At 65.5% G+C, this 23535-nt stretch carries 22 protein-coding genes, 2 tRNA genes and 1 pseudogene; 14 read left to right on the forward strand and 11 right to left on the reverse strand.

Annotated elements, in window-relative coordinates; genetic code table 11:
• Positions 1–32 precede the first annotated feature (32 nt).
• The 7 genes from BES08_RS11065 (at position 33) to lysC (ending at position 11084) form a co-directional block, all read left to right on the forward strand.
• Complete coding sequence (locus tag BES08_RS11065; protein ID WP_069708300.1) at positions 33–6215, forward strand: LPD22 domain-containing protein; 6183 nt, start codon at positions 33–35, stop codon at positions 6213–6215.
• 65 nt (positions 6216–6280) lie between these two features.
• Positions 6281–6823, forward strand: a complete 543-nt coding sequence (locus BES08_RS11070) for a hypothetical protein (RefSeq protein WP_069708301.1) — start codon at positions 6281–6283, stop codon at positions 6821–6823.
• The gene (locus tag BES08_RS11075) at positions 6823–9384 is read left to right on the forward strand and encodes a hypothetical protein (protein WP_156799841.1); all 2562 of its coding nucleotides are present in this window, start codon (positions 6823–6825) and stop codon (positions 9382–9384) included. Before BES08_RS11070 ends, BES08_RS11075 begins: the two co-directional genes overlap by 1 nt.
• Positions 9385–9481: 97 nt before the next feature.
• Positions 9482–10120: a lysozyme gene (locus BES08_RS11080; protein WP_231957951.1), complete on the forward strand. Its 639-nt coding sequence runs from the start codon at positions 9482–9484 to the stop codon at positions 10118–10120.
• 4 nt (positions 10121–10124) lie between these two features.
• A complete protein-coding gene (locus BES08_RS11085) occupies positions 10125–10490 on the forward strand; it encodes a phage holin family protein (protein WP_069708303.1) in 366 nt (121 codons plus the stop codon).
• On the forward strand, positions 10487–10867 hold the full coding sequence (locus tag BES08_RS11090) for a hypothetical protein (protein ID WP_069708304.1): 381 nt from the start codon (positions 10487–10489) through the stop codon (positions 10865–10867). The genes BES08_RS11085 and BES08_RS11090 overlap by 4 nt, the downstream gene beginning before the upstream one ends.
• Positions 10797–11084 (forward strand): Rz1-like lysis system protein LysC, encoded by a 288-nt coding sequence (gene lysC, locus BES08_RS33955; RefSeq protein ID WP_231957952.1) that lies wholly within the window; start codon positions 10797–10799, stop codon positions 11082–11084. The genes BES08_RS11090 and lysC overlap by 71 nt, the downstream gene beginning before the upstream one ends.
• 210 nt (positions 11085–11294) lie before the next feature.
• Here the strand turns inward: lysC and BES08_RS11095 are convergent, their stop codons facing one another.
• Positions 11295–11558, reverse strand: coding sequence for a hypothetical protein (locus BES08_RS11095; RefSeq protein ID WP_083274752.1), 264 nt, complete (start codon positions 11556–11558; stop codon positions 11295–11297).
• A 76-nt stretch (positions 11559–11634) separates the two neighbouring features.
• Here BES08_RS11095 and BES08_RS11100 point away from each other — a divergent pair, with 76 nt between their 5' ends.
• Together BES08_RS11100 and BES08_RS11105 are read left to right on the forward strand one after the other, a co-directional pair.
• The gene (locus tag BES08_RS11100; RefSeq protein ID WP_069708305.1) at positions 11635–11874 is read left to right on the forward strand and encodes a hypothetical protein; all 240 of its coding nucleotides are present in this window, start codon (positions 11635–11637) and stop codon (positions 11872–11874) included.
• Positions 11871–12077, forward strand: coding sequence for a hypothetical protein (locus tag BES08_RS11105; RefSeq protein ID WP_069708306.1), 207 nt, complete (start codon positions 11871–11873; stop codon positions 12075–12077). Before BES08_RS11100 ends, BES08_RS11105 begins: the two co-directional genes overlap by 4 nt.
• On the opposite strand, the gene BES08_RS11110 is transcribed toward BES08_RS11105, so the two are convergent.
• The 5 genes from BES08_RS11110 to BES08_RS11125 all read right to left on the reverse strand — a co-directional run bounded on the left by BES08_RS11110 (position 12074) and on the right by BES08_RS11125 (position 14243).
• Positions 12074–12340 (reverse strand): hypothetical protein, encoded by a 267-nt coding sequence (locus tag BES08_RS11110; RefSeq protein WP_069708307.1) that lies wholly within the window; start codon positions 12338–12340, stop codon positions 12074–12076. The two genes, BES08_RS11105 and BES08_RS11110, sit on opposite strands and share 4 nt — an antisense overlap.
• A 136-nt stretch (positions 12341–12476) precedes the next feature.
• Positions 12477–12629, reverse strand: coding sequence for a hypothetical protein (locus BES08_RS32830; RefSeq protein WP_156799843.1), 153 nt, complete (start codon positions 12627–12629; stop codon positions 12477–12479).
• On the reverse strand, positions 12626–13564 hold the full coding sequence (locus tag BES08_RS11115; protein ID WP_069708308.1) for an adenine nucleotide alpha hydrolase family protein: 939 nt from the start codon (positions 13562–13564) through the stop codon (positions 12626–12628). Before BES08_RS11115 ends, BES08_RS32830 begins: the two co-directional genes overlap by 4 nt.
• Before the next feature lie 2 nt (positions 13565–13566).
• Entirely contained in the window at positions 13567–13800 is a 234-nt protein-coding gene (locus tag BES08_RS11120; RefSeq protein ID WP_069708309.1) for a hypothetical protein, read from the reverse strand.
• Positions 13797–14243, reverse strand: coding sequence for a hypothetical protein (locus BES08_RS11125; RefSeq protein ID WP_069708310.1), 447 nt, complete (start codon positions 14241–14243; stop codon positions 13797–13799). Before BES08_RS11125 ends, BES08_RS11120 begins: the two co-directional genes overlap by 4 nt.
• 213 nt (positions 14244–14456) lie before the next feature.
• Here BES08_RS11125 and BES08_RS11135 point away from each other — a divergent pair.
• A tRNA-Thr gene (locus BES08_RS11135) sits at positions 14457–14532 on the forward strand.
• 57 nt (positions 14533–14589) lie between these two features.
• Here BES08_RS11135 and BES08_RS33960 read toward each other — a convergent pair.
• Positions 14590–14770, reverse strand: a pseudogene (locus tag BES08_RS33960) (IS5 family transposase); the annotation flags it as partial.
• Positions 14771–14937: 167 nt separating this feature from the next.
• Here BES08_RS33960 and BES08_RS11140 point away from each other — a divergent pair.
• From BES08_RS11140 to BES08_RS11150, 3 genes are all read left to right on the forward strand, one after another.
• Positions 14938–15011 (forward strand) — tRNA-Gly (locus BES08_RS11140).
• Between the two features lie 544 nt (positions 15012–15555).
• A complete protein-coding gene (locus tag BES08_RS11145) occupies positions 15556–16338 on the forward strand; it encodes a TonB-dependent receptor plug domain-containing protein (RefSeq protein ID WP_069708311.1) in 783 nt (260 codons plus the stop codon).
• A 3-nt stretch (positions 16339–16341) separates the two neighbouring features.
• Positions 16342–16734, forward strand: a complete 393-nt coding sequence (locus tag BES08_RS11150; protein ID WP_069708312.1) for a TonB-dependent receptor — start codon at positions 16342–16344, stop codon at positions 16732–16734.
• Between the two features lie 131 nt (positions 16735–16865).
• On the opposite strand, the gene BES08_RS11155 is transcribed toward BES08_RS11150, so the two are convergent.
• From BES08_RS11155 to BES08_RS11170, 4 genes are all read right to left on the reverse strand, one after another.
• Positions 16866–17066 carry a secretion chaperone CsaA gene (locus tag BES08_RS11155; RefSeq protein ID WP_008829697.1) on the reverse strand — a complete coding sequence of 67 codons (201 nt, stop codon included), beginning with the start codon at positions 17064–17066 and terminating at the stop codon, positions 16866–16868.
• A gap of 229 nt (positions 17067–17295) precedes the next feature.
• Positions 17296–18150 (reverse strand): class I SAM-dependent methyltransferase, encoded by an 855-nt coding sequence (locus BES08_RS11160; RefSeq protein ID WP_069708313.1) that lies wholly within the window; start codon positions 18148–18150, stop codon positions 17296–17298.
• Positions 18151–18355: 205 nt separating this feature from the next.
• Entirely contained in the window at positions 18356–19597 is a 1242-nt protein-coding gene (locus tag BES08_RS11165; RefSeq protein WP_008829699.1) for an FAD-dependent monooxygenase, read from the reverse strand.
• Complete coding sequence (locus BES08_RS11170) at positions 19594–21264, reverse strand: alkaline phosphatase family protein (RefSeq protein WP_008829700.1); 1671 nt, start codon at positions 21262–21264, stop codon at positions 19594–19596. Before BES08_RS11170 ends, BES08_RS11165 begins: the two co-directional genes overlap by 4 nt.
• A gap of 98 nt (positions 21265–21362) precedes the next feature.
• Here BES08_RS11170 and BES08_RS11175 point away from each other — a divergent pair, with 98 nt between their 5' ends.
• Complete coding sequence (locus BES08_RS11175; protein ID WP_069708314.1) at positions 21363–23411, forward strand: protein-disulfide reductase DsbD family protein; 2049 nt, start codon at positions 21363–21365, stop codon at positions 23409–23411.
• The last annotated feature ends 124 nt before the right edge of the window (positions 23412–23535 follow it).

Consider the following 23535-nt stretch of genomic DNA (forward strand, 5'->3'; position numbering starts at 1 on the left):
GCCCATAGGGTCGCCTCGTCAAGCGAGGTCCTATGTCGACGCCATTCCCCGAACTGGAATCCTATCTTCCGGGGGCGCGCCAGCCCCGCCTTCCATCCACTTCGAAGCCGTCGAGCACTTGGCTTGACCGCGAGATGGAGCGGCAGCGCGATGCGCAGATCCGCGACGGCCTTCTCTCCGCCCCGTCCCCTGATGCGGTGGCGCGCACTGAGCGGCTGGCCCGCGATACCGGTACCAGCGTCGCGGACGTGCAGGGGAATGAGGACACCGCGGAGCGCGGCCTACAGGTTCGCAAGATGGTTGACCTTGCTGGGCGAAACCCTGCGACGGGGCGATGGGCGGCAAACAATCCTCGTAGCGCCGCCATGGCGCAGGACGACTACGACAACCTGAGCCTTCTCGGGAAGGCGTGGCACGCTATCACCATGGTTCCCGGCGCCGTGCGCACGTCCTTCGATACGCTCGGCGTCCAAGGCGCAAAGGTAAACGCCGCCATCGCTGACACCTTCAACTCGGCCTACGAGCAGCTGGAAGCGCTGGCGCAGCCCGGCAACATCACGGTCGGCGAGATGCAGCGCCGCGCCGCCGCGCGCTCAGGATACTGGGATACCGGTGTGCAGCGCGCCACCTCGAAGACCGAAGGCCGCCGACAGCAGTACAGCGGGTATTTCGAGCAGACCATCATCGGACAGGGTCTGGAATCGCTCGTTCCCTCCCTTAGTGCTGGCTCCATCGGCGCGTTGACCCGCAGTCCCGCTCTCGCCACGGGCTTGATGGCAACGTCGGTGGGCGGCCCTGCCTACTACGATGCCCGAAAGGCGGGCCTCGATGCGCCGACGGCGATCCGGTATGGCATTGCGCAGGGCGGCACGGAATATGTGACCGAGCGCCTGCCTGCCAGCACTCTCGTCGACATGATCTCCCGCAAGACGCCGCTGGGCAAAGCGTTCATCCGCGAGCTTGGTCAGGAAGTTGCGGGCGAGAACGTTGCCACCATCCTACAGGATCTCGCCGATTGGCAGTACCTGCCGGAAAACCGCGACAAGACGGTCGGGCAGTATCTGGAAGAGCGGCCGCAAGCTGCGCTCGATACCACCCTCGCGACCATCGGCGGCGTCGCGGGCAATGCGAGCATCGTCGGCGCCCTGCACCGCGCCACCGATGCGACCGCTTCTGTCGCAGGCCGCGTCAGCGATGCCCGTCAGGCGAAGCGCGAGCGCTCGTTCCTTGACCAGGCGGCCAAGGCGGCTGGCGCATCGAAGCTCAAGCAGCGCGACCCCGAGTCCTTCCGCACGCTGGTGCGCGAACAGGCGGCCGACGCGGGCGCGACGTCGGTGTTCATCCCCGGCGAGGCGATCCGCACCTACAACCAGTCGGAAGCCTACGACCCGGACAACGACCCGCTGCGCGCCACCGATGCGGAAGAGGCGGCGGTCAGTGGCGGCGATGTCGTCATGCCGATCGAGGACTTCCTCACGGATGTGGTCGGCACTCCGGCGTGGGAAGCCATCAAGGACGATGTGCGCCTGACGCAGGGCGGCATGTCGACCCGCGAGGCCCAGACCTTCGAGGAGGCCATGGACGACGTCGTTGCGCATGCCGCCGACGAACTGGCTCGCCGGGACCGCGAGGACCGCGCCTCTCGCTCGACCCGTGACCAGCTCGTCGACCGCGTAGCGGGGATGTTCGGCCAGAGTTTCACGTCGCCCGTGGCCCGCCAGTACGCGGAGATCGCGGTGCAGCGCGCCCAGACCCGCGCCCAGCGGCTGGGTATGGAGCTATCGCCCGAGGACCTTGGCGACCTGCAGGTGCGCCAGATCCTGCCCGAAGGCGTTGCGGAGGCGGTCAGCGCCGATCGCCTCGACCTCGTCATCAACGCGCTGCGCACTGGCGCCAATCCGCGTTATGGCATCGGCCCGACGCTGCTGGAGTTCATTCGCGAGCGTGGCGGCATCAATGACGTCGGCGGCGATCTCGCTTCAATGGGGGTGCCGAGCCGCTTCCTGACCGGATATGATCCCCGGCAGGGCGACATGGTCGGCGGCGTTTCGGGCATGGGCGATCTCGGCATCGACAACACCCTGCAGGCGGCGATCACCGCCGGCTACTTCCCTGACCTCGCCAACGTCGAGAACGAACAGGGGCCATCCACGCTTGATACCCAGCGCCTGCTCGATGCGATCGGCGATGAACTGGCGGGCAACCCCTCCTATACTGAGTGGCGCACTGACGACGTGCGCGCATCGGCCGACGACCTGCGCCAGACGCTGGAGGATGCGGGCTATTCGCCGTCGAACATGACCGACGACGAGATCCGCGACGCGGTCGAGGCCATGTCGCAGCCGAGCCAGGAGGGTCAAGCGTACGAACAGGAGGCGCGTGGGCGCACCGTCTTCGAGGAGAACCGCCGCGTCATCGAGCTATTCAAGTCTCGAGATTTGTCGACGCCGATCCACGAGCTGGGCCACGTCTGGCTTGAGGAGCTGGCCGCAGACGCCGCGCTCGACAATGCCCCTGACCAGCTGCGCGCCGACTGGGACGCGGTGCGCTCCTGGTTCGCGCACTCCGGCCACGCCATCGCCGAGGACGGCACGATCCCGGTAGAGGCGCACGAGCTGTTCGCGCGCGGAATCGAGCGCTACTTCATGGAGGGCAAGGCGCCCACCACGGCGCTGAACCGAATCTTCGAGAACGTGCGACAGTGGATGATGTCGATCTATCGGTCGGTGTCGCAGCTGCGCAGCGAGATCACGCCTGAGATCCGCGAGGTGTTCGACCGCATGCTCGCCAGCGACGAGGAGATCGCGGCGGCGCGGGACCGGCAGGGCATCGAGGATCTGTTCAAGGATGCCGCCGAGGCAGGCATGACGCAGGCTGAGTTCGCCGCGTACCAGGAGAAGGCGCTGGACGCGAATGCCGCGGCGCATGCCAAGCTGCTCGACCGGGTGATGTCGACGATCCGGCGCCGCGAAACGGAGCGATACCGCGAGGCCCGCAAGGGTGTGCGCGCCGAAGAGGAGGAGCGCATCGACGCCAGCCCGCTGTTTCGCGCCATTGCAGCCATGGACACGAAGAAGGGCGGAAACCGCATCAGCCGGGAATGGATCGCTGATCGCCTGGGCCTTGATGCGCTCGACCTATTGCCTCGCCGTGTGCCGCCGCTCCACGTCGATGGCGGCGTGAACCCGGAAAGCATCGCCGAGATCGCAGGCTATTCGTCGGCCACCGAAATGCTGGAGGCCCTGATCGGCGCGGAGCGCGTCCACCGGCAGGAGCGCGAGAACGGCGACAAGCGGTCCATGCGCGAGCGCGCGATCGAGACCGCCACCGATGTGGAGATGAACCGCCGGTACGGCGACCCGCTGAACGACGGCTCTATTGAACAGGAGGCACTGGCCGCCGTCCAGTCGGAGATGCTGGGCGAGGTCATCTCTTCCGAGATCCGCGCACTCGGTAAGCGCACAGGTCAGGGTCCGCTGCCGTACCAGGTTGCCCGCGACTGGGCGCGGGGCAAGGTCCGGGTTGGGAAGTGGATCGATGTCGCGTCTCCCGGCGCGCTTGTGCGTCACGGCCGCAACGCTTCCCGCGCGGCGAAGGCTGCGGAAGCCGCGCTGCTATCTGGGGACCATACCGAGGCGTACCGGCAGAAGCAGTTCCAGATGCTCAACAACGCCATGGCGGCGGAAGCATACGCGGCGGCCGACGAAGTGGAGACGGCGCGCAAGCGCATGCAGGACATCGCGGAGGCAAAGACCCGCAAGGCCGTTGACCAGGACTATCTGGAACAGGCGCAGATGCTGCTGGAGGCGGTGGACCTCAAGCGCCGGTCCCAGATCTACGAGCGCCGGAAGGGCAGCTTCGCGGCGTGGGCCGCCGCGCGCGAAGCGGAGGGGTTTGACGTCGTCGTGCCCGAGACCTTCGAGGCGACGCTGGGCCTGACCAACTGGAGCAAGATGTCGATCGACGACATCCTGATGCTCGACGAGGCCATCAAGCAGATCATGCACCTCGGCCGCCTGAAGCAGTCGCTTCTCGACGGCCAGCAGGAACGCGAGTGGGAGGCGATCGAGCAGGAGGCCATCGACGCGGCCGCGAGCATCAAGGGCAAGCTCCCCGCTGATCTGGCGGAGCCGCGCTGGTGGGAGAGCCTTGGCCGCCGCATCGCGGGTATCGACGCCTCGCTCCTCAAGATGGAGACCGTGTTCGACTGGCTCGACGGTGGCAATTCCAACGGCGTTTTCAACCGCATCGTGTTCCGCCCCATCGCCGACGCGCAGGCGCGCGAGGCCGACATGGTCAAGGACTACCAGGGCCGGATCAAAAAGCTGTTCGAGGCGGTGCCCAAGGAGATCGCCGCGCGGTGGCAGGATCGCATGGTGCTGCCGTTCATCGACTTCGAGACCGGACGGCACATGGTGCTCAATCGGCAGCAGCTCGTTGCGATGGCGCTGAACGTGGGCAACGAAGGTAACCTGCAGCGCCTTGCCGACGGCTATCGCCTCAATGGCGGCGCGCTTGTCGGATATCTCGACGAGACGCTGACTAAGGAGGAGTGGCAGTTCGTCCAGTCGGTCTGGGACGAGATCGACACTTTGTGGCCGTCGATCAAGGAAATCGAGAAGAAGGTCAACGGCGTGGCACCGGACAAGGTGCGCGCCCGCAAGTTCGACACGAACAGCAACGGCCAGATGCGCGGCGGTTACTACCCTGCCGTCTACGACACGAGCCGGGATTACCGAGCGCAGGAGAATGCGGGCAAGGAGCGCGACATCCTGGAGGGCGGCTATACCAAGGCCACCACGCGGGCCTCGTCCACCAAGGCGCGCGACGAGCAGGTCAAGCGCCCGATCCTGCTCGACCTCGGCGTGATCAACCGTCACCTCGGCGAGGTGATCCATGACATCACGCACCGCGAGGCCGTGATCACCGCGAACCGCTTCCTTTCGAGCGAGCGCGTTCGCCGCGCCGTGGACGCCGCGCTGGGGCAGGAGATCGGCAACCAGTTCCGCCCGTGGGTCAAGTTCGTGGCGAATAGCTGGGCGCTCGAGCGCGCGGGGAACGAAGGCATCGGCCGGTGGCTGGGCAAGCTGCGCGCCAACGCGACGGCAGTGGGCATGGGCCTGCGCGCGACCACGATGATTACCCAGATCGCAGGCTATTCGAATTCGATCGAGGTCGTGGGCGAGGCGGCCATGGTGAAGGCCATCACGCGATTTCAGGCGCAGCTCGTCGGAAAAGCGGCCAAGGCCGTAACCTTCCAGGGCATCGAGATGCCCCCCATGGTTGCTTATGTAATGGAGCGATCGGGTGAGGTACGTCACCGCATGGGGACGCTGGACCGTGATATTCGCACCGAGATCGCCCGCTTGTCGCTGACGAACCCGGCGTCGAAGGCGGGGGCCTTGGTGATGGACGGGCGCAAATTCTTCTTCCACGGCATCGGACTCATGGACCTGATGGTCAGCGTGCCGACGTGGATGGCGGCCTATGACAACGCGCTCGCCGCCGGGATGACTGAGCAAGATGCCGTCTATGCTGGCGACAAGGCTGTGCGCCAGTCGCAGGGCGCGGGCGGCGCGAAGGATTTGGCGGCGATCCAGCGCGGCACCGGCAAGTGGGGTGAAGCCCTCAAGCTGATGACAATGTTCTACAGCTACTTCTCAGCGCAGTACCAGCGCCAGCGCACACTCGCCCGCGACGTCATGGGCGAGGATGCGCGTAAACCCCGCAATATGCCGCGGCTGGCAGCGCGCGCGTTCTTCCTTCTCGTCCTGCCGCCGCTTCTTACCGAGATCCTGCGCGGCGCTGTCGGCGCGCCTACCGGGCCAGAAGATGATGAGTGGTGGGCGCAGTGGCTCTCGCGCAAACTTCTCGCCAACTCGCTAGGCCCCATCCCCCTCGTGCGCGACGTGTTCGAACCCGCGTGGAACGCGGCGCGCGGGGGCGGGTTCTCCGGCACCTCGATTTCGCCGCTGCAGCGTTCGCTGGAGAGCTTTGTGCGCAGCGCGGGCGACGTCGGCAAGATCGCGCGGGGCGAAGAGACGAAGCATGCGACCAAGGATGTGCTGGAGACGACCGGCTACCTGACCGGCCTTGTGCCTGGCCAGATGGCCAGCGCCACGCAGTTCCTAGTCGATGTCGGACGCGGTGACGCAGATCCGGACGGCTTCGGGGAATGGCTGGAGGGCCTCTCCACGGGCAAGATCAAGGAATAGCCCGCGCGATTCAACGGCGGCGTCTGGTCCCGTAACCCCCTGAGAGTTTCTCAGGCAGGGTTGCGATGGCTGTTTCCACCGACAATGCATTTTCGGGGCCGTATCTGGCCAACGGCGTGACGGTGGTTTTCCCCTTCACCTTCCAGGCGCCTAGCGCTGCGGAAGTGGGCGTGCTTGTTCGCAACGGCATCGGGGTCGAGGTCGATCCCGGGTCGTACACCGTCCAGCAGGCGCAGGATAAGCGCGGCAACGTCGTCTTCGATGTTGCGCCAGCTGACGGCCTGACCGTTACACCCATCCTTGAGCCGTCGTTCACGCAGGATTTGCAGTTTCAGAACGGTTCGGCTTGGCTCGCTGAGCCGGTCAACGAAGGCTACGACCGTGCGGCCCAGCGCGATCAGGCGCTCAAGCGCGATGTCGACCGGGCCATGAAAGCTCCAATCGGCAGCGACGGCCATTCTTTCACGACTTCTGACCGCGGCATCGTCGGCATTTTCGGCGGCCAGTTTTCCGTACAACCACTCTTCAACATCCTCCAGGAGGCGACCGATTTGGTCGACGATGGCGTGTGGGGTGGTCCTTTCACTTCTGATGGAGTTTGGGGCTGATGACCCGTCGTATTCTGCCGCATGCACCTGCTGTTGTTCTTGATCCCACCGTGCTCATGCTGGGCGAGATCGCGGTTGATGACGGGTCCGGTCGGCTGCGCGCCGGTGACGGCGTCACTCCTGGCGGCCAGGTCGGCGCGCTTGTATCGGATCTCGTTCCGCTGGCCGCCCGCCTCTCCCTCGCTGAGGGAACCATCACGTCCGGCCGCCTCGCCTATTCGCTCTGGAGCCAGCTCAACGCGAATACGACGGCGGTGTATGGCACCGTCGCCGAAGTGCCGATCACTGACACCGGCACGCACACGGATCCGGTGGTGGGCGGTGTGGTCAACAACAGCGGCGTGTTCAAGAAGGAAAGCGCGGGCTGGCAGCGGCTTTACGACGTCGATGCCGCTGCGGCCGGCGCTGCTCGCGATCAGGCAGTTGCCGCCGCTGCCACGGCGCAGACCGCGACGGCGGCTGTCGCGACTGCCGGTATCGGGACGTATTTCACGAACTCGGGCTACATCTCCTCGTCAGGCGGGCAGGTGATGGCGAACGCCGGATGGGTCTGCACGGACTTTCTCGACGCCAGCCTGTTCTTTACAGCCGACATCAGCCTGATCGGCGATCCCGGCGCTTACTCGGTGGCATGCTTCACCGAGGATTGGACGGTGATACCGGCCGGGAGCGTCGCGGCCGCTGCGGCCGGCGGCGTGGTTACCGCAGCGCCCGCCCGTCCGGCGGACGCTGCGTGGGTCCGATACTCTGCGCGTACTCCAGTGGGCGCCCAGCGCTTCATCCCGACGGAGAAGAACCCCAGCTACCTGCGTGGCGCCGCGAATGGCGACCTCTTGAGCGATGGCAATCTGTTCTGGGGTAATACCCGGCGCGGATACTGGACGAGCGCGACCGCGCCGGTCCTGAATAATGACGCGAACTACCGGTATTCCGCGCCGATCCGCGTGTATCCCGGCTCGGTTGGTGGTCTCAAGGTCGATTACGATCTGTGGGCAGCCGCCGCCATCTCGCCCCTGTTCTTCCTCGATGCCAACCTGAATGTCATCCAGAGCAAGCGCGTCGCGGGTGCTGCCGGGCGCGTTGTTGGCGCGGTGACCGTGCCGCCGGGCGCATCGTTCACGGCCGACATCAGTGGCACGACAATGAACGTGACGGTCATGGCGGCCGGACAGTCTCTCGCCATCGGTGATGAAATTCAGGGTTCTGGCGTGACAGCCGGTACGATCGTCACTGCATACGGGACCGCGACTGGTGCGCTGGGAACCTACACCATCAGCATTTCCCAGACGGTGGCCTCGGGGCCGATGACATCGCCTGCTGCAGCCTTCTTCCAGTTCAGCGGGGGCAATCCCAGGGTATTCAGCGCTGCCCGTGCAGCGGGCAGTCGCGTGGTGGTGTCTCCGGCAGCGGTCACGCCGCCCGCAAACACCGACCTCGCATCGGGCAATCTTACGCCTTACGCGACGACCTTTGGTTTCGTGACCACGGCGGGAACGACCCCTAATAGCGACAGCAACTGGTATCGCGCCTCCACGCCCCTTCGCGGTGCGGTGGCTGGAAGGTTCGTGATCTATGACGCTTACGCCAGCACGGGCATGAACGTCATCACCGCTTACGATGCCAGCGGCGTGGTGGTCGGCAAGGTCGATGGGACGGGCAACTATGCCCGCATGCGCGGTGCCTACCAGCTGCCGGCGAACACCGCTTCGTTCCATATCTGCTATGCCCGCAATTACCCTGCGACGGTCCGCTATGAAATCAGCCTGCCGTTCACAGCTGATGCGATCATCCCGCCGACAGGCGTATTCGCCACGTATGGCGATAGCCGTTCGTCTTCGGATTACGCATTCATCAAGGCGGCCGGAGAAAGTAGGCTTGGCTGCACGGTGTCCCTGCAGGGCAAGTCGGGCCACACTGCGCAGCAGCTGGCCAGTGATGCCGATCTCGCCTCGCTCTTTGCCCTGAGCCCGGTTCCGCATGGGGCGTGGTTTTACCCCGGCGGCAACGACACGGGTGGTTCCGGATCGGTCGGTACCTTCTCGGCGGGAAGCATTAACGGGGTTGGTGGAGAAGCCGTCGTTAGTCCGCTTGCGGTAAACACGGCAACGCCGGAAGCGGGTTTGAAGTATATCCAGTACATCGATCTGGTCATTCAGAAGATGCTGGCGCAGTGGAACAATCGCCGCGCGCGGGCAAACCTCACCGGCTCCGAAACGGAGGCCGAGCGCGATGCCAAGATGGGCGCGGTGATCGTGCCCAAGATCATCATGCTCTGCGGCGACCAGCAGCAGCGCATTGACGCGGCCAATGCCTTCTCTCTGCCGGCGAACCACGAGCGCAAGCGGCAAGCGGAACTGGAGGTCGCGCGGTTCCGCCGGGTCGAATTCATCGACCTTTATGCGATGCTGCCCACGGACATGAGCCTTGAGCCCTACTATCCCGGCGTGACGGACAAGGTGAACAACCTTGGCAACGACTTCATGGATGGGCTGCACCGCAACCGCTTCGGCATAGACAAGGTCTTTTGCCTCGTCGCCGGTTACGCGGGGTACGCGGCGTGACCACTGACCTGTGCATGGCTGTTCCAGCATGGCTGCCTCTGCTGCTCGGCATCGCCTGCGCTTTCGTCTCCGAAATACAGAAAGAAAGGCTCGGGAAATGTCGACGCTGATCCGCAAGCCCATCTTCGACGCCGTCCGAATCATGCTCGGCCGATCCTTCACACAGGCGGAGGTCGATAAGCTCGACACGGCGATCGACCTGTCGACCGGCGGCCTGCGCGGCGAGGTGGCGCCGGAGCCCGTTGCTCCCGCCCCGGCGGCTCCGTCGACCGCCCGCAAGCTCGGCGTGCCCGGCAGCGCCCTCATCAAGAAGTGGGAGGGGTGTGCCAAGCGCCTCGCCGACGGCACTTACGCCGCCTATCCCGACCCCGGCAGCGCGGACGGGAAACCATGGACGATTGGCTGGGGCTCGACCGGCACGGACGTCAAAAAGGGCGTCGTGTGGACGCAAGCTCAGTGCGACGCCCGATTCGACGTGGACATCGTCAGCTACGTCAATGAGGTCGCCGCCTTCCTCGGCAGCTCGCCCACGACCCAGAACCAGTTCGATGCGCTCGTCTCGTTCCACTACAACACGGGCAAGATCACGTCCTCGACGCTCGGCAAGCTCCACAAGGCCGGCGACTTCGCCGGGGCGCAGGGCCAGTTCGGCAAGTGGATCTACAATGACGGCAAGCCGATGACCGGCCTCAAGAACCGGCGCGCCGACGAGGCTGCGCTCTACGGGAGCAAGTAACCAGGTGGAAAACTTCTCCCTGTCCGACTGGCTCACCGCGCTCGGCTATACGGCGCTGGCGGCTATCGGCGGCCTGCTGGGTTACACCATGCGCGAGCACGACAAGGGCAACGAGCTGAGCGGGCGTCGCGCCTTCGTCGAGGCGGCATCGTCCGGATTCGTCGGGTTCATCGTCATGCTGATCTGCCGCGCGATCGGGCTCGATCCGCTGTGGTCGGCTCCGGCCGTGGGCATCTTCGGCTGGCTCGGCGCAAACGTGTCGATCCGGCTGCTGGAGCGGCTGGTGTACGAGAAGCTGGGGATCAAGCTGCGCGCCAATACCGAGGAGCGCATCACCGGGGGCAACGGAAACCAAGGAGACCAGCCGTGAGTGTGCTGTTCGCAAAGTTCCGATCCGAGATCTTCGGGATGATCGGGGTGCTCGCTGTCTGCGGCGTCGGCGCCCTCATCGTCGCCTGGCTGCATATCCAGCGGCAGGACGACCAGATCTCCACGCAGGCCACGCAGATCACTGCCCTCGCCGATGCGAACAAAGGGTGGGTCATCTACATGAAGCGTCGCGACCAGCTGCGCGACGCGGAGCAGCGCAACACGCTGTTGCTGCAGGACAAGCTGACGCTGATCGAGGGCCAGAACGCCGCGAACGCCGCGCAACTCCAGAAGTTGAGGGATGAAAATGCCGAAGTCCGCGAATATCTGTCTCGCCCTATCCCTGCTGACCTGCGCCGCTTGCTCGACAAGAAGTGAAGTCGCGTCTGCGCCGCCGCTCGCTTACGATGGTATTCCGGCCGGGTTGATGGAGCGGTGCACGGTGAAGGATGTGGACCTGGTCACGACCGGCGACATCGTCACCAGCCGCAACGCCTACAAGGATGGATTCGAGAAGTGCGCGGCGAAGGTCGAAGCGATCCGCGCGCACGATGCGGAGGCGCGAGCGGTCTCAAGCGATCCCGCCAAACAGTAGCCGCGCATCAGCTGGCAAAGCCGCGGAAAGGGATGCTCGTGCCATCGTTCCACGGCGACCGGACTCTAAACCCCTCCCAAGGTACCATCTTATGCTCGCCCGCATGTCCGCGCGGGCGCAGGCACAGCGAGCGCTTGTCCTCGCTCGGGATGCCGCAATGGTTCGAGCCCAGTAGGAAGCCCTCGCGAGGGAAGGAGTGAAGCTCGGCGCTCACAGCGCCGCCCAGTCCAGTTCCGCGTCATCGAGCGCCTCATGCATGTCAGGGTCGGCGCCTTGGGCGCTCAGGCGCTTCCGCACCGCTTCCGGATCTCCATCCTTCGGAAACCCGCGATCGGCCTTCGCGGCCTTCGCCAGCGCGCCGAGGAAGCCGCCGCGCTCAGTCTGCTCCAGCACCCAGCGTCCGAACGCCGCTGGCTCCGCCGGTGCGTCTTGGACGTTGATCCTGACATCATCGAGCTTGGGTAAGCTGGTCATCGAAAAATCCTCTGTGCGAATCATCATCGCTGGATCATAGCATGTTCCATATTTGTTCTCATATGGAGTTTGTGCGATGGGCACTCCCAGCGATCCGTTCCCGCAGATCTTGAGCGCCGATCAGGTCCGATTCGAGATCGTGCGGGGCGTCCAGCAGATCCCGCGATCAGTGCAGCGCGACATGCTCGTGAAGGACCAGGACAAAGCCCGGCGCGCCCAAGAGGCAGCGGTTGCCGTCATCCATGCGCGCTTCGACAATCTGCAGGTGCGCAGCCCCGCTGCAGTCGGGAGCATATTCCAGGATCGATCACGATGACCTGCCGGATCTGCACTGCGAATGACGAAGAGGCGCTGATCGAGCAGATGGCCGAGGCGATGTGGCAGACGTACGAAACCAGCGACACGCACACTGAATGGGACCCGTGGGAGAAAGCAACGCCCTATTGGCGTAACATCATGCTCAACCATGCTCGCGCGTCGTTGCGGGTGTTGCGCCAGGCCGCCGCACCGCCCGTCTAGGTGTCCTCGTTCTCGCCCATCCAGATGTCGAGGACGCGCTGCAACGCTTCGAGCACCGCGGCGGGACTATCGAGCGGAAGCGCGACGTACGAACCTTCAAGTGCCCGCTCAATGTCGTCACCGGTAACGGGGCCGCCCACCATTCCGGTAAGCACTGTGGCCAGCGTCGCGACTTGCTCAATCGGGAGGGAAACACCAGCAGCAGCAACAGCCGCGCTGGCGTCTTCTTCGGTGGCGTGGCGGAGGTGTTCGATCGAGTCCATGGCAGGCTCCTGAGTCGGAACCCGATGCTACGCCTCTATGCGAGGCGTGTCGCTCTCCCTCCCTCTGCGTCGGCGGGGTTGAGGGCGGGATCGAGGCGGCAAATCCAGAAGCCCGCCTCGCTCGGTGTGGCGGCAGTCATTCCGATAACTCCCTCTCAGCTTGGTTGAGCGCCATGAAGACGCGCGACCAGACCGCCCTTTCCTCACTTTCCTGAGGCGCGGTAGCCACTTGACGGTACGCCTGTTCCGCAAGTTCAGTGATCTTCGCTGCGAACTCATCGCGGTTCATGCCGCCCTCCTTCCGCATCGGATCGAACTGTCCGACCCGCCGACGCCGCACTCGGCGTCGCTGTTGAAGTTGTCGCCAAGGTCGAGGAGCGGGCTGGTCAGCGCCGCTTTCTCGAGGTCGGCGTAGCTGTATTCGGTGGTGAAGGTGCCTCCGACGAGGCGTTCCATCTTCGATGGCCACAACGTGATTTCCGGCCTGCGGCGGATGCGGTGCAAGAGCACGTTGTAGCCCAGCGCGAAGCAGAAGGTGCAGTTGCCCTCCCATTCGTCCAAGCCAAGATCGAAACCCTGCGGCAACGTGGCGGCGGCAGTAGGCCCGAAGTCACGCTGAATTTGAACGGCATCGATCGGCTTCATGTTGCCGAACCAGAACCGGCGAACGTCCGCCTTGGTATCCCGCGCTTGGACCATGGGCATGACGTTGGCCCAAGGGTCTTTCGCCTCCTCGTTCTGCCTGTCCTTCTTGACCACGCGCCGGAGTTCGTCGGCGCGGAGGCCAATCACGTTAAGCCAGTGCGTGTAACCGAGGCTCGTCATGAAATCCGCGCACACCTGAACTTTGAGGTGCTGCGTACACCACCGCGAGTTCATGTTGGGCACCGATTTCTTGGAGCGGATGAGTGCTTCGAAGGGCTCGCCATGACGGGCCGCACTGTTGAAACCGACTTCCTCGAAACGCTGCTCTACAGGAGTACGCTTCCGGCGGTCTCGCCATTCGAGCCATCGGATATTGACGCCCCAGCGGACGCCGCATTCGTAGCCGAAGCGAAGCGTCTCCTCCAGTTCAGCGCCGGTGTTGCAGAACACCACATGTACGTCATCGGGCAGCTTTCCGCCATGCGCGTCGATGATCTGCTTGAGCATGTAGGCCGAGGTGCGTCCGAACGAGACGGAGATGACCGCCGGGCCTTGAATGCGGTAGGGGTTCTCATCCATCCTCAACTCTCCTCTCGTTTGGTGGTGGGTGGGGTGGACCTGCACTCCAACTGCGCCCTCTCGACGACCCGCTGCAGGCGGGCGACGCGATCGGCCTTGACCTTGAGGATGAGCGTGCCTTCGGACAGGCCGGGATGCTGGGTGTGCGAGAAGTTGGCGCCGTCGAGATGGCGGCGAAAGATCTCCAGCTTCCACGCATCGATCACGATGCCCGCCGTCTTGGCGCCGAGCTTCACTTGCCCAGCGCCTTATCGAGCAAGCGCCACGCATCGGCATGCGCGCCCGGCTCGTCATCCCAGTTGTCGGGACGCGCATCCCGGTCGACCGTGGCCAGTGCCGCCCGCAACTCCGCGCACTCAGCCTCGGCGCGCTCGGCCCGGTTGCGGTAGTCCTGCGCGTTCGGGTGCTCGGCTGTGGTGGCGCCACCATCCCCCGCGATAGCCGTCTCAGCCGCCACGATGGCCGCGGCGATCTCACCAGCGGTCACGAGGTGCTTGCCTGCCATGGCGTCGATGATCGCCCGCTCCAGCGCCGTCGGCTGGTCATCGTGAGGGCATGGGTCTACAGAGAAGCCCGCGTGATCCTTGTACCCAGTGTCATCGCACTTGGCGCACTGATGCAGCTGACCGGCCGAGGCGGTGGACACAGAATGGACACTCTGTGCTCGTTCGTTCTCCATTGAATCACGCTCCGTTCTTCTAGAAAAGGACGGAAATCGCGGGTAAATAGTGGCTTCCTCTCGTTTACACCGAGAGGGTCGGGGGTTCGAGCCCCTCACCGCCCACCATTTATCCGGCAAATCAGCGGTTTCCGGATTGGTGAAAAAAATGCGCGAAATGCGATTGCACGGAGCGCCGTCCGCATGTAAACGCCGCGCCTGCCTGCAAGGCATGCCGCTTTAGCTCAGTTGGTAGAGCACATCATTCGTAATGATGGGGTCACGTGTTCGAGTCACGTAAGCGGCACCACTTTTTCCGTCACGTAAGCGCACCACCTTCGTAAAGGCTTCGGCAAGTCGTCGGGCAGGCCGTGATGAGAAAGCTCAAGGAGCGATCATTGGCATCGGTAAGGGCGTGAAACTTGATATTCATGCCCCCTGGCCCGTCCGATCAGGCGCCCAAATCCCCCTTTACCCGAAAGCCGCAAGCCGCAAGCCGTGCGGTGGGCCTTGAGATAGGTCGCGTCGATCACAACCGTCTGGCACTCGGCCCTCTGGGTGAAGAGGCGGTCCTTCGACCGGTTCCGGTCAAACGTATTCGGCATCATTATGTTGACCGGACCGAGCGGCTTGTGGCAGGGGCGAAACGGTTGAACGGACTAGTTGTAAAACCGGAATCAGCCGATCAACCGAACTGACGGAATTTCGCCGGTTTGCGGGTGTAGCTCAATGGTAGAGCAGCAGCTTCCCAAGCTGAATACGAGGGTTCGATTCCCTTCACCCGCTCCAGCCTTTAAATCGGCAGAAATCTCACGTTTTATACCACCTTCAATGCGGGGCGCATAGCTCTTTAGCGCGGTAACGGCGCGGTAAAACGCTCCCGGAACACGCTTTTCAATCTCGTCTATCAGCGATTCTGTCGCTGCCAACGCTAGGCCGAGGTTGGCCGGGTCTGGCACCGCGTAGATGTCCGAAATCTCAGACTTGTTGTGCCCGAGCATCATCTTGCCCTGAACCCAATTCGCCTCACCAATGGTGCGGCGGCAGATCGTCGCGACGCTGCGACACACCAGCTTCTCGCCAGCCTCGGCATCGCCCGGCAACCCGAGGTGCAGGCGCATGGCGTTCCATCCATGCTTGATCGTGGAGACTGGCAGGTAGTTCTCGCGCTCCATCGCCTCGTCGAGCCAGGGCGCGAACTGGCGCGCAACGGGGAGCGTCGGGCGGTGCTTCTTCGTCTGTGCGCGGCCCGGTCGGTTCAGCATCAGGACTCCAACTGCGGAGTGCCGCTGCCCCCTTGCGCGTAGGTCATAGATCGTGTCCGACCTCGCCCATGTCGCCACGGCGGCGCGCAGGTACGCTGACCGCCAATGCGCCCACGAACCAGGGCATCAACTGCACCAGCGCCAGCGACCCGGTGTATAACGTGCTCCAGCCCGGCTCGAACGGCATCACCGGCATCTCGCCCGCCGCTTCCGGACGCTGGACGACGAACAACAAGTCGCTTTACGGCGAAGTTACCAGTGACATCACCGACCGTTGGTTCCTCGACCTCGCCACCCGCTTCGAGAACTACCGGATGTTCGGCAGCAAGCTCGTTTGGAAGGCGGCGACGCGCTACAACCTGACTGACTGGCTGGGCCTGCGCGGGTCGATCGGCACCGGCTTCCGCGCCCCCACAGCCGGGCAGATCAACATGACGCAGACCTCGATCCAGACCGTCGGCGGCGTCCAGCTCAACGTCGGCCTCTACCCGACCTCGAACGCGGTGGCGCAGTATCTGGGCGCCAATCCCCTGAAGCCCGAGCGGTCGAAGAACCACTCCGTGGGCTTCACGCTGACCCCGGCGCCGAACTTCACGCTGACGGTCGATGCCTATCGCATCAAGCTCTACGACCAGCTCTACACCTGCTCGCAGATCGTGGTGACGAGCGCGATCAAGCAGGCGATGGTCGATGCCGGGATCGTCGGCGCGGATTCGATCGACCGCATCCAGTTCTACCAGAACGCCATCGATTCCACGACCGAGGGCCTCGACGTGGTGGCCTCCTACCGCGCCGACTGGCTGGACATCGGCTCCACCAACCTGACGGCGGCCTTCAACACCAATTCCTAAAAGGTGGACAAGGTTCTGGTTTCGACCGTCAGCTTCGATTCCACGACGCTCTACAACTTCGAGCACAACGATCCGAAGTGGCGGGCCAATGCCACGATCAACCAGCAGATCGGCCCCGTCTCCGTCATGCTGCGCGCCAACTTCTTCGGGCCGTGGTCGCGCCAGACGACGGCGGCGAGCCATGCGATCCAGAAGTACGGCACCGAGACCCTGTTCGACGCCGAAGTCTCGATGCCGCTAATGGAGCGCCTGACCCTGACGCTGGGCGCGCGCGACATCTTCGACAACTATCCGGACGTCAACCGCATCGACGACACCAACGGCCGCACTTACGTCGATGGCGTCGTGCCCTGGCAGGGCGGCTACTACTACGCCCGGCTCAACTTCGAGTTCTGACGGCGGGAGACCGCCTCAGCGGAAACCCTCCCACTCGGCCCGGAACCCCCAGCGTTCCGGGCCATTTTTTTGCAGTCCGAGATCGTTTGGAAATTCGCTGGAGGCAAATTTCGCGGCACCGGCCCATACCCTCAGAACAGCGCCGCGCCGTTTTCGACCACCGAACGCGGAGTGACGACGATCACGTCCCGCCCCTCTCCCGGCGCGCCGAGGATCAGCACTTCGGAGCAGAAGCCCGCGATATTTCGCGCCGCGAAGTTGACGACGCAGCAGACTTGCGTGCCCAGCAGATCCTGCGGCGCATCCTGCCCCAGCAGCGATTGCATGTTCATTGCGTTCTCCTGCTTTGACCCCTTGTGTTCTAGGTGCAGGCGTTCGCGATAATGGCCGATTGCGTAGGGAACGACCGCGACTTATCCCGTTTTGCGATCGCGGCGCGGTGGATTCTGCTTTGCGGGTCCGGGCGGCCCAAATGCGTGGTTCGACGCGGGATTCCCGGCTTGCCGAGCGCGCGAAGCGGCGCCGGCCCGGACAGCCACGGCAGTATCCACTTCCCGCAGGCTAGCCCGGATTGCGCGCGGTGACGATCCATGCCGCGCCGTCGATCATGACCGAGCGCTCGCCGGGGCGCGCGGCGAAGGCGGCGTGGACGGCGGATGCGCAGCGGGCGCGCACGGTTTCGTCCTGATCGGCCAGCGCGCGCGAAAGCGGGCCGACCTCGAAGGCCATCTGCACCGCATCGTCGATCGCAGCCTCGCGAGAGGGACCTTCGCCGAAGGGGATTTCGGCGTCGAAGGGGGCTATCGCAATGCCGGTGAAGCCTGCCTCGACCAGCAGACGCTCCACCCGTGCCGCATCGCCGAAGGAGAACGGACCGGGCGCTTCCGGGTCGGGCGCGGGCGGCGGCGGCAGAATGTCCCGGATGGCGCCCATCGGCAGCCGCACCCAGTCGTTCTCGGCCGCGCCGCGCCAGCACACGAAAGCCAGCCTTCCGCCGGTTTTCAAGGCCGCTCGCATATGCGTGAAGGCGGCGGCGGGATCGGCGAAGAACATCACTCCGAAGCGCGAAAACAGCAGGTCGTAGGCCTGCACGGCAAGCTCCGCCGTGGCCGCGTCGTCCAGCGCGAAGTCCACCGCGCCCTCACCCAGTTCACGCGCGCGCTCGATCAGTTGCGGCGATATGTCGAGGCCCAGCACCCGGCCATCGGCGCCCACGCGGTTCGCCAATACGAAGCTGGACGCCCCCGCTCCGCACCCGATGTCGAGCACATGCTCGCCAGCCCGAGGATCGGCTGCCGCGATTGCCGCCTCCCCGAAAACCTCGAGCATCGCATCGAGGCGGCGCTGGTTGCTTGCCCAGCGATCACCGCTGCTGCCGCTCCAGTCGCTGACCTGATAGACCGCCGGTTTCGTCATGATCACTCCCAGTTGCGAATGATTATCAACTAGACCGAATAGACTAAGAGAACAAGTCACCGCACCCGCCGCCCGCGCGCGAAAGCAGAAGTGCGAGCGCAAATGAGCTGCGCCACACCTTGGTCATTCCCGCGAAGGCGGGAATGACGGAAAGGGGTTCAAGGGGATGATGAAGGGAGCGGCAGCACGTGGCGCATCGCCGCGCTTACGCCTGCAGCAGCTCCGGCAGCTTGCCCGACATGCCCCGCGCCTCGTCCATGAAGAAGCGCTTGAGCAGCGGCGTGCGCTGCACCGCGCCCATTCCGAGGCGGCGCACGGCGCTGGCCGTGCGGCCGGGAATGCCGAACAGGCGGGTCAGCCCGTCGGTCGCGGCCATGACCATCAGGCTGTCGAGGCTGCGCCACTTCTCATAGCGCGCCAGCATCTGCGCGTCGCCGGGTTCGAGGCCGAGGCGCATGCCGTCTGTCAGCACTTCCACCAGCGCGCCGACATCGCGCAGGCCCAGGTTCAGGCCCTGCCCGGCGATCGGGTGCATGCCGTGAGCAGCATCGCCGATCACCGCGAGGCGCTCCTCGACCACGCGCCCGGCGTGGTGGAAGCGCAAGGGATAGCTCATGCGCGGGGCCGACAGCTCGATCTTGCCGAACACGCCGTGCATGCGCTCGAACACTTCGTTCACGAACATCGCATCCGGCATGGCGCTGACGCCCGCCGCATCCTTTTCCGCGACGGTCCAGACCAGCGCGCTGCGGTGGCGGCCCTGTGCATCGTCGAGCAGCGGCAGCAGCGCGAACGGCCCGGCCGGGTAGAAGATTTCCCAGGCGGTGCCGTCATGCGGCTTTTCGTGGAACAGCCCGGTGACGAAGGCGCGGTGGTGGTATTCCCACTTCGCCAGCGCGAAACCAGCCTCGTCGCGCGTCGGCGACTGGCGCCCTTCCGCCGCGATCAGCAGCGAGCCCCGGATAACCTGGCCGTCAGAGAGTTCCACCTCGACGCCGTGAGCGCCGCGATCCTTGCGCACGGCTTCGGTGCGCACGTGCCAGGCGATGTTCGGTTCCTGCCGCGCCGCATCGAACAGCGCGATGCGCAAGTCGCGGTTGGCGAACATGCGGCCCAAAGTGCCTTCCTCGGCCTTGGGCGTGAAGTCGATGCGGCCGGGCTTCATGCCATCGGTCACCGCGATCGAGGCGATCGGGCAACCCAGCTTCTCCAGCGCCGGCGCGAGGCCGATGTTGGTGAACAGGTTCCAGCTCGCGGTCGAGATCGCCGAGGCGCGGCCGTCCGCGCCCTCGGCCACCAGATCGGCCGGATCGGCGCGGTCGACCACGTGGGCGGTGATGCCCGCCCGGGCGGCGGCAAGCGCCAGCGTCATGCCGACGAGACCGCCGCCCAGGATGATAAGATCGCGCCTTTCGGGCGCCGTGCCAGTCGTATTCGAGTCGCTCATCGCGAGCAGCTATCGGCCTCCCCGGCGTAGATGTCGAGGCACCTTCCATCCCATGTACCCGCCGGTTCGCTCAGGCCCACCAGCGCGGCGAGGGTCGGGGCGATGTCCACCGTCTCGACCGGCTGCGCCTGCTCCATGGAGGGCATCCCCCCCCGCCAGAACAGCATCGGCACGCGGCGGTCGTAGTCCCACGGGCTGCCGTGGGTGGCGGTGTAGCCGGGGACGGGCTTGGTGCCCGGCACGACGGCGCGCTTCGTCATCATCAGCACTTCGCCCGAGCGGCCGGGGTAGAACGAGGCGGCGACGCGCTCGATCTCGGTCCAGTCCTGCGGGTGACCGGCGGGCACCTTGACCTTCTTCAGTTCCTCGGCGGTATAGACGCCCGAGATCTGCGGGTTGGCCTTCAGCTGCGACACCAGTTCGGCGATGACCTTCTGCCGCTGCTTTGCGGTGAGCCCGGCGTTCAGCCAGATGTCGCCCGAAGCGCCCGCACCGTAGAGCAGCGGGCCTTCCTTCACGGTGATCCCGGTCGCCTTGCCTACCGAGGCGGAGAGCGCGTCATCGGTCAGCGAGGGGTCGAGGCGGCTGGCCTCGGGCACGCCCTGCAGCTTCATGCGCTCGGGCGCGTCGGCGCCGCCATGGTCAGCGCTGAGCACGACCGCATAGTCGATCCCGCGCGCATCCAGCGCCCCCAGCAGCTTGCCGATGGTCTGGTCCAGAACGTTCATCTGGATGCACATCTCGACGCCCTCGTTGCCGTAGGCGTGGCCGACCTTGTCGGTGGCCGAATAGCTGACCGAGAGCACGTCGGGCACATCGTCCTTGCCCAGCGGCATCTCGTCGAGCAGGCGGATGGCCATGTCGGTGGTCATCTCGTCAGTGCGCGGGCTGTTGAAGAAGCCCTTGAAATCGCCGGCCTTCAGCGGGAAGCGATACGTGCCGATGGTGAAGCCGCCCATCTGGATCGCATGGTCGACGCCGCCGCACCAGCCCGGCACCGGCAGTTCGGGCGCGCCCGCATTGACCGCGGCGGCGATCGCCTGGTTTTCCGCGACAACGGCGGGGGAGACCTTGCGATCCTCGTAGGTGACGAAGCCCTTGCCCTTGATCCAGTAGGCGGCATCGGTGGTGTGGCCGCCCATCATCACCACCGCGCGGTCCTTGAACGAGACGGCGGCGTTGAGGGACCTGGGGTTCTTCGCCTTGAGCAGATCGCCCAGCGTCGGCACCATCAGGTGGTCCGGCTTGATGACCGAATCTTCCGAGCTGCTCTTCGGGTCGGTCTCGTCCTCGGAACAATAGACCTTCTTGTCGGCGCGGGCGATGCCCGGAACGTACCAGTCGTTGGCGACGATGCCGGTGCGGTTGGGGTGCACACCGGTCAGCAACGTTGAGTGGCCGGGGCAGGTCTCGGTCGCGGCATGCGATTGGAAGCCCGAGGGGAACACCGCGCCCTGCAGCAGGCGGTTAAGGCCCTGCGAATAGCGCTCGCGATACTGCTGGAACAAGTCGGCCGAGAACTGGTCGACCGAGATCGCGACAATCAGCCTGGGCGGGGTCTGCGGAGCGGCCTGTGCCGCCGGGGCCGGAGCGGCCTCCTGCGCGAAGACGGGAGCGGAAGCGCCGAGCGCAAGAGCGACAACGAGCGAGGAGAGCGGGAGGCGCATCGGGGGAGGTTCCTTGAAATGTCCGAGCGTTGGATGCAGATGCAGCGATGACGCGATCGTCGATCAGGCGCAAGACTCGCCTAACCTCACGGAGCACCATGCAAAAGCGCCGCTACCGACTGCCTGTGACAGTTCTGTGTCACCTCATGGTGCTGCTGGGTGCCTTTATGGTCCTGTTGGGTGCCGCTTCGGTGCCCGCCCGCGCGGCGCCCCCCCATGCCCCTACGCATATCGCGGCGGAGCTGCTCGCCGGGCCGGTGAAAGACGGGAAAGCCACCCTCGCCATCCGCATGACGCCCGAGGCGGGGTGGCACGGATACTGGCTCAATCCGGGCGATGCAGGCCTAGGGATGCAGCTGTCGTGGGACGTGCCCGAGGGCGTGAAGACGGGGCAGCCGCGCTATCCGGTGCCGCAGACGCTGGTGGTTCAGGGCCTGATGAACCACGTCTACGAAAGCGAGTACGCGGTGCTGGTCCCAGTCACGGTTCCTGCCGGAAAAGGGCGGATTCCCGTGCACGTGAAGGCCCAGTGGCTGGCCTGCACCGAACAGATCTGCGTCCCCGAACGCGCCGAACTCGCGGCCGAGATCGCGGCCGGTGCGCCGCATGATCCGCGCTTCGACACGTGGACCCAGCGCCTGCCCGCGCCGCTCGATACGCCGGCCGCTTTTGCGTTGAATGACAAGACGTTGCGCCTTGCCATCCCGCTCCCGGCGTCGGTGCCGCTGGAGGCCCCGCACCTCTTCGTCGGCCAGGACAAACTGATCGACTATGCTGCTCCGCAAGCCTTCGCACGCAAGGGCGACATGCTGCTGGTAACGATCCCCCGCGCCCGCTTCGCCCCGCAGAATGCCGCAGGAATCGACGCCGTTCTGCGCCTCGACGCCGCAGGCAACGGCATCGCCCTCACCGCCAGACCCGGCCCGGTGCCGAGCGGCGGCACCATGCTGGCGGGAAGCGAAGCGCCCAAGCTCCCCGCCCTGCCCTGGCTGCTGCTGGCGGCTCTGGCGGGCGGACTGCTGCTCAACGTGATGCCTTGCGTCTTCCCGATCCTTTCGCTCAAAGCCCTCAGCCTCGCCCGCGCGGGTGAGAGCGAAGCCCATGCGCGGATCGAGGGACTGGCTTATGCGGCGGGCGTGATCCTCGCCTGCCTCGGCCTCGGCGCGGCGCTGCTGGCGCTGCGGGCTGGCGGCGAGCAGGTCGGCTGGGCGTTCCAACTGCAGGAGCCGGTCGTCGTCGTCGCGCTCTTCGCGCTGGCGGTCGCCATCACCGCCAACCTGCTGGGTCTGTTCGAATTTTCCGTCCCGGGCTTCGCCTCGGCAGGCTCTCCGCAGGGAGCCTTCGCGACCGGCCTGCTCGCCGCATTCGTCGCGACGCCTTGCACCGGCCCGTTCATGGCGAGCGCGATGGGCGCGGCGCTGCTGTTGCCGGTCGTGCCCGCGATGACGCTGTTCGCAGCGCTCGGCCTCGGCATCGCATTGCCGTTCCTCGCCGTCGCCTTCGTGCCCGCCCTGCGCGCGCGCCTGCCCCGGCCGGGCCGATGGATGGTGACGTTCCGGCGGGTCATGGCAGTGCCGATGGGGTTGACCGCACTGGCGCTGGCGTGGCTGATCTGGCGCCTCGGCGGCTCGGCGTCGCTCGCCTACGTCGCCGCGCTGGCCGCGTTGGTGCTCGCCCTGCTCGGCCTCGTTGGACGCGCGCAACGCTCTGGGAAACGCGCGCTCATGCCCGCTTTCGCGACGCTGGCAGTACTGGCGGTCGGCGTGCTGACGATGCCCGAGCCGCGCCCGCAGGCGCAGGAGGAAGCCTCGATCATCAAGGCCAGACCCTTCTCGCCCGAAGCACTGGCAGAGGCACGCGCCAGCGGCAAACCGGTCTTCGTATGGATGACCGCTGACTGGTGCCTCACCTGCAAGGTCAACGAAGCCGCCGCGATCGAGCGCGAGGACACCCGCGTCGCCTTCGAAAAGGCCGGAGTCGTGGTGCTGCGCGGCGACTGGACCCGGCGCGATCCCGCGATCACCCGCTACCTCACCGAACAGGGCGCGGCGGGGGTTCCCCTATACGTCTGGTACGGCCGCGACGGCCGGGCCGAAACGCTGCCTCAGGTGCTCACGCCCGCACTGCTGGAGGAAAAGGCAAGATGACGTCGTCCCGGACTTGATCCGGGACCGCTGGCCGTGACCAGCCCACATAGGTTCAGGGCGCCCGGCACAGCAGCGCCCACCTAAAGACAGCCACCGGTCCCGGATCAAGCCCGGGACGACGGTG

The sequence above is a fragment of the Novosphingobium resinovorum genome, assembly GCF_001742225.1.
GTDB classification, from domain to species: domain Bacteria; phylum Pseudomonadota; class Alphaproteobacteria; order Sphingomonadales; family Sphingomonadaceae; genus Novosphingobium; species Novosphingobium resinovorum_A.